The organism is Quyinboa sediminis (assembly GCF_042219855.1).
In the GTDB taxonomy this organism is placed as follows: Bacteria; Bacteroidota; Bacteroidia; order Bacteroidales; family UBA5342; genus JBHJHP01.
The window spans coordinates 1-3965 of the sequence record NZ_JBHJHP010000025.1; the positions used below are offsets into that span (position 1 = coordinate 1).

Sequence of the window (3965 nt, forward strand, 5' to 3'; positions counted from 1 at the left end):
AGTTTTGGTTATTTAGAAAACAACTACATCACTTTATTGAGTATGATTGAATATAAACCAAATGAATTTCATGTCGTCAGATTTGTATTTAATAAAAACAACAGCAGAATAATCACTTATATCGGAAAATAAATTACGGTGGCTAACACGCGGTCATAGTGCATGGCAGTATTTTTAAACAAAATGTACAAACGTTCTCAGCCAGCTCTTTTCGTCTTGACAGTTCCTATCCTATCGGACAGAAACTGCCACGACACCATACCGCGGGAACGTTGTACGCCATACGAGAAAAGATACTATTGGATAGATTTAAAAATATATTGATAGTTTTTGCTGCAGTTCTTCTAACGTCTTGTAGCATTCAAAAAAGGTCCATATTAGAATATGGATCTGAGGTTAGACTATTAGTTTATTCAGACTCTACAATCTTTAATGGCAAAGTGACTTTTAATATGGGTGATTTAACATTTCACTTCAAGACTGAAAACTTCAGAGATGTAATAATTCAAAATTACGACATTGATTTTGAAGCATATACGTATTTAAAGGACTTCACAACAAACTTCCTGAATAATGAAAACTTAAAAATAAAGAGAGAAGAAAATGATCTATATATTAATAACATAAAGACTAAATTCCCATTATCATATGATATCAATTTCGTAATGGATCATTTAGTAAGAGAAGGAAACTTTTATCTTGAGAAAAATAATAAACCAGTAAATTACATTGAATATATATACTGGAATCCTCAATATATGGGAACAATCTACTCAAAATGGATTGTAAACAAGAAGGTTGTATATGAATTTATTCATGGAACAGTAGAATAAGTACGGCGTACAACACGCGGTCATAGTGCATGCGGTTTTATTTTAACTTGCAAATCCTATTACCGTATGCCGTCGTTTTCGGCTTGACAGTCTCCACTTCGTGGGACAGTCAACCGCACGACACCATACCGCGGGAACGTTGTGGGCAATTTTGCTAGAACTCCAGCTATTCGACACAAATGAGATTTAGATAAGATAGATTTGTTGATTATTAGTATAGAAAATAGAAACTATTCAAATTATATGATGAATTTAAAAAATAAAAAGCGAATACTAAAAACTATCTTAGGTTTAGTATTTATCATTGTTATTACTTTGCCTTATATTGACTTGCGTAGTAAAAATAAGATTCATTATAAATTCAATGATATTGAGTTTTCTATTTACAAATCTATACCAAATCAGAATGAAGGAGATTATGGACTATTCTTATCATATTGTGATACCGTATCTCAATTTTTAAATAACAATCCAATTAAACTTGATTTTGAATTCAATTTCAAAGATTGCAAATCTCAAGTTGATAAATTTGATATACAAGAATATCGGACTGATTTTGTAAAACAAGTACATATGATTGCCATTGAATATCGTCGGTCAAAAAGCAGAGCAAATGCTCGATTTTTCTTAATTATGATTGCAGCTCAAATATTTTTAATAGTAACTAAAAATTTTATTGACAAGAAATTTCAAGAGAAGAAGAATGAAACAGATTAATAAAATTGATATAAAAAACTGCCCACAACACGCGGTCATAGTGCATGGCAGTAATTTTAAACAAAATAATTCAACGTCGGCAACCTGCTCTTTTCGTCCTGACAGTTCCTATCCCATGGGACAGAAACTGCCACGACACCATACCGCGGGAACGTTGGCTGTAATTTTGATGAATATCGTAAATTGATATGGAAAGAATCTATAAACTAAAACCAATATATTTCCTGATTGGCTTTATCCTAGCAATGATTTTAGCCTTTTTTGCTTTACAAGTATTTGATAAAATTATCAGAAATAGTTTTATATTTTTGACAGTTTCAATTGTTTTTATGGCCTTTATCGGATATTATTTTTTTTGGTTATATATCATTGGATATGGTTTCCATAAAATAAATGAGAAATTAGGAACTAAAAGTACCCTTAGGAAGCTAAAAAGCATATTGACTATTTCATTTTTTATAATTATTAGTACTCTTACGACACATCTCTACTTTCTTTTTAAACTTGAGCAAGAATCACCAATAATTTTGAATATCGTTTATGCTATTGCCGTACTTTACTGCACTGGTTATATTACAATAAAATTTAGTCAAGATTTTAAATTTTATGACAAAAAGGAAGAACCAAAAATATTTGATTATATCATTACGTATTTTTTACTGGGAGCTTTCCCTTTCGGAATTTTAATTATGCATGCCCATATAAGACTAATCCTTAAAGAACATGGAATACTAAGAAAATAAAAAACTACAGCCAACACGCGGTCATAGTGCATGGCAGTACTTTTAAACCAAATAATTCAACGTTCGCTGCAAGCGCTTTTCGTCCTGACAGTTCCTATCCTATCGGACAGAAACTGCCACGACACCATACCGCGGGAACGTTGTGGGCAAGCTATGGTGGAGTTCTCAATCTAGTTAAAAGTTAAGCTTATTTGCACCTTAAATATTTAAAACCATGAAAGACAAATTTGCCTTAATTATTTCAATAATCTTTATAATTATTTTTAATTCTTGTGAGTCAAATAAACCTGATTTGAACGGTAATTGGATCAAAGTAAAGTATTTTACAAATAGCCAAGATAGTGAAGGAAAAACAGTAGAAACGGATACACTAATTGCATCTGTAAACGATGAATTCTCTCTTGGAATATATACTCAAATTCAACCACGATTTGAGTTATTTATCTTAAAGAAAATTAATAACAAAGAATTCATTGATATTACAGATCTTCCTGGAGATGCTAAATTGACTGGTTATTATGAAGAAAATGGAGTTCAAAGAAAGATTAATACTATTCAGCTCAGACTAAATGAAAGCATATACAATCCTGAAGATGAAATTATGTACTTAATACGAATCGAATCTTCATCTGAGATGATTGAGAAAAAATTGATTCTAAAAATTAAGTAAAGCCAGCCCACAACACACGGTAATAGTGCATGCGGTTTTATTTTAACTTGCAAAACCACATTCCGTATGCCGTCGTTTTCGGCTTGACAGTCTCCACTTCGTGGGACAGTCAACCGCACGACACCATACCGCGGGAACGTTGTATGCCATTTTGAATGAGAAAAATAATCTTCATATTGATTTTAATTCTAACGACTTTAAGTTGTCAAAGAAATAATTCCCAAAGTAGCAAAGTTCCTGTTGAGTATTATTATGTGCAATATAACTTGGAGAGCAATACAGAATTATACTTGGATACAACACGAATTGAATATCACCAGGTATTAAATGATAGTATTTATTCATTGACCTATATCCCCAAACTAATTGATAAAAACGATACGGTTAAAATCATTGTGAAAGAATCTAAGTATTTTCAACCAGAATACTTTTACAATAGAAAAAAAGTTGATTTTGAGTTTGTATCAAGCCGAGAATATCTAATTGAAGGAGAATTATTCTGTGTATACAAGTATGTAAAGAATCCTTCTGTGATAGACGGTTGTGTCACACAGTTTTGGAATCCTGACTTTGGAATAGTTATTAAACGCTCATCGACTTGGAAAGATTTTAGCAAGTTGCAGACTAACAGTGAAAACATCAATCGAATAATTAATCTACTATTTGATGTAATTAACCAAGACACAGAATTTTATTACGGATGCAAGGAAGAACTTGAATTAATTCCAAAATCCGATGTAAGAGAATTTTATGATTGGAAATTTAAAGATGAGTTGATCAACTTAAATGAATAAAAAACGGCATACAACACGCGGTCATAGTGCATGCGGTTTTATTATAACTTGCAAAACCTTATTCCGTATGCCGTCTTTACGGCTTGACTATCTACACTTCGTGTGACAGTCAACCGCACGACACCATACCGCGGGAACGTTGTAAGCCATAATAGAAATCTTAATTATGAGAGGTTTTCTATACATACTATTATTTGTTCTGTTTTAT

5 protein-coding genes are annotated in these 3965 nt (G+C 31.8%); all 5 read left to right on the forward strand.

Annotation, left to right across the window (positions count from 1 at the left end; translation table 11 throughout):
• Positions 1-299 precede the first annotated feature (299 nt).
• The 5 genes from ACE1EF_RS19930 to ACE1EF_RS19950 all read left to right on the forward strand — a co-directional run bounded on the left by ACE1EF_RS19930 (position 300) and on the right by ACE1EF_RS19950 (position 3757).
• Positions 300-833, forward strand: a complete 534-nt coding sequence (locus tag ACE1EF_RS19930) for a hypothetical protein (RefSeq protein ID WP_375722470.1) — start codon at positions 300-302, stop codon at positions 831-833.
• 243 nt (positions 834-1076) lie between these two features.
• Positions 1077-1550: a hypothetical protein gene (locus ACE1EF_RS19935; protein ID WP_375722471.1), complete on the forward strand. Its 474-nt coding sequence runs from the start codon at positions 1077-1079 to the stop codon at positions 1548-1550.
• 188 nt (positions 1551-1738) lie between these two features.
• Complete coding sequence (locus ACE1EF_RS19940) at positions 1739-2293, forward strand: hypothetical protein (RefSeq protein WP_375722472.1); 555 nt, start codon at positions 1739-1741, stop codon at positions 2291-2293.
• 214 nt (positions 2294-2507) lie between these two features.
• Positions 2508-2963 carry a hypothetical protein gene (locus ACE1EF_RS19945; protein ID WP_375722473.1) on the forward strand — a complete coding sequence of 152 codons (456 nt, stop codon included), beginning with the start codon at positions 2508-2510 and terminating at the stop codon, positions 2961-2963.
• 290 nt (positions 2964-3253) lie between these two features.
• Positions 3254-3757 (forward strand): hypothetical protein, encoded by a 504-nt coding sequence (locus tag ACE1EF_RS19950; protein ID WP_375722474.1) that lies wholly within the window; start codon positions 3254-3256, stop codon positions 3755-3757.
• Positions 3758-3965: the final 208 nt, after the last annotated feature.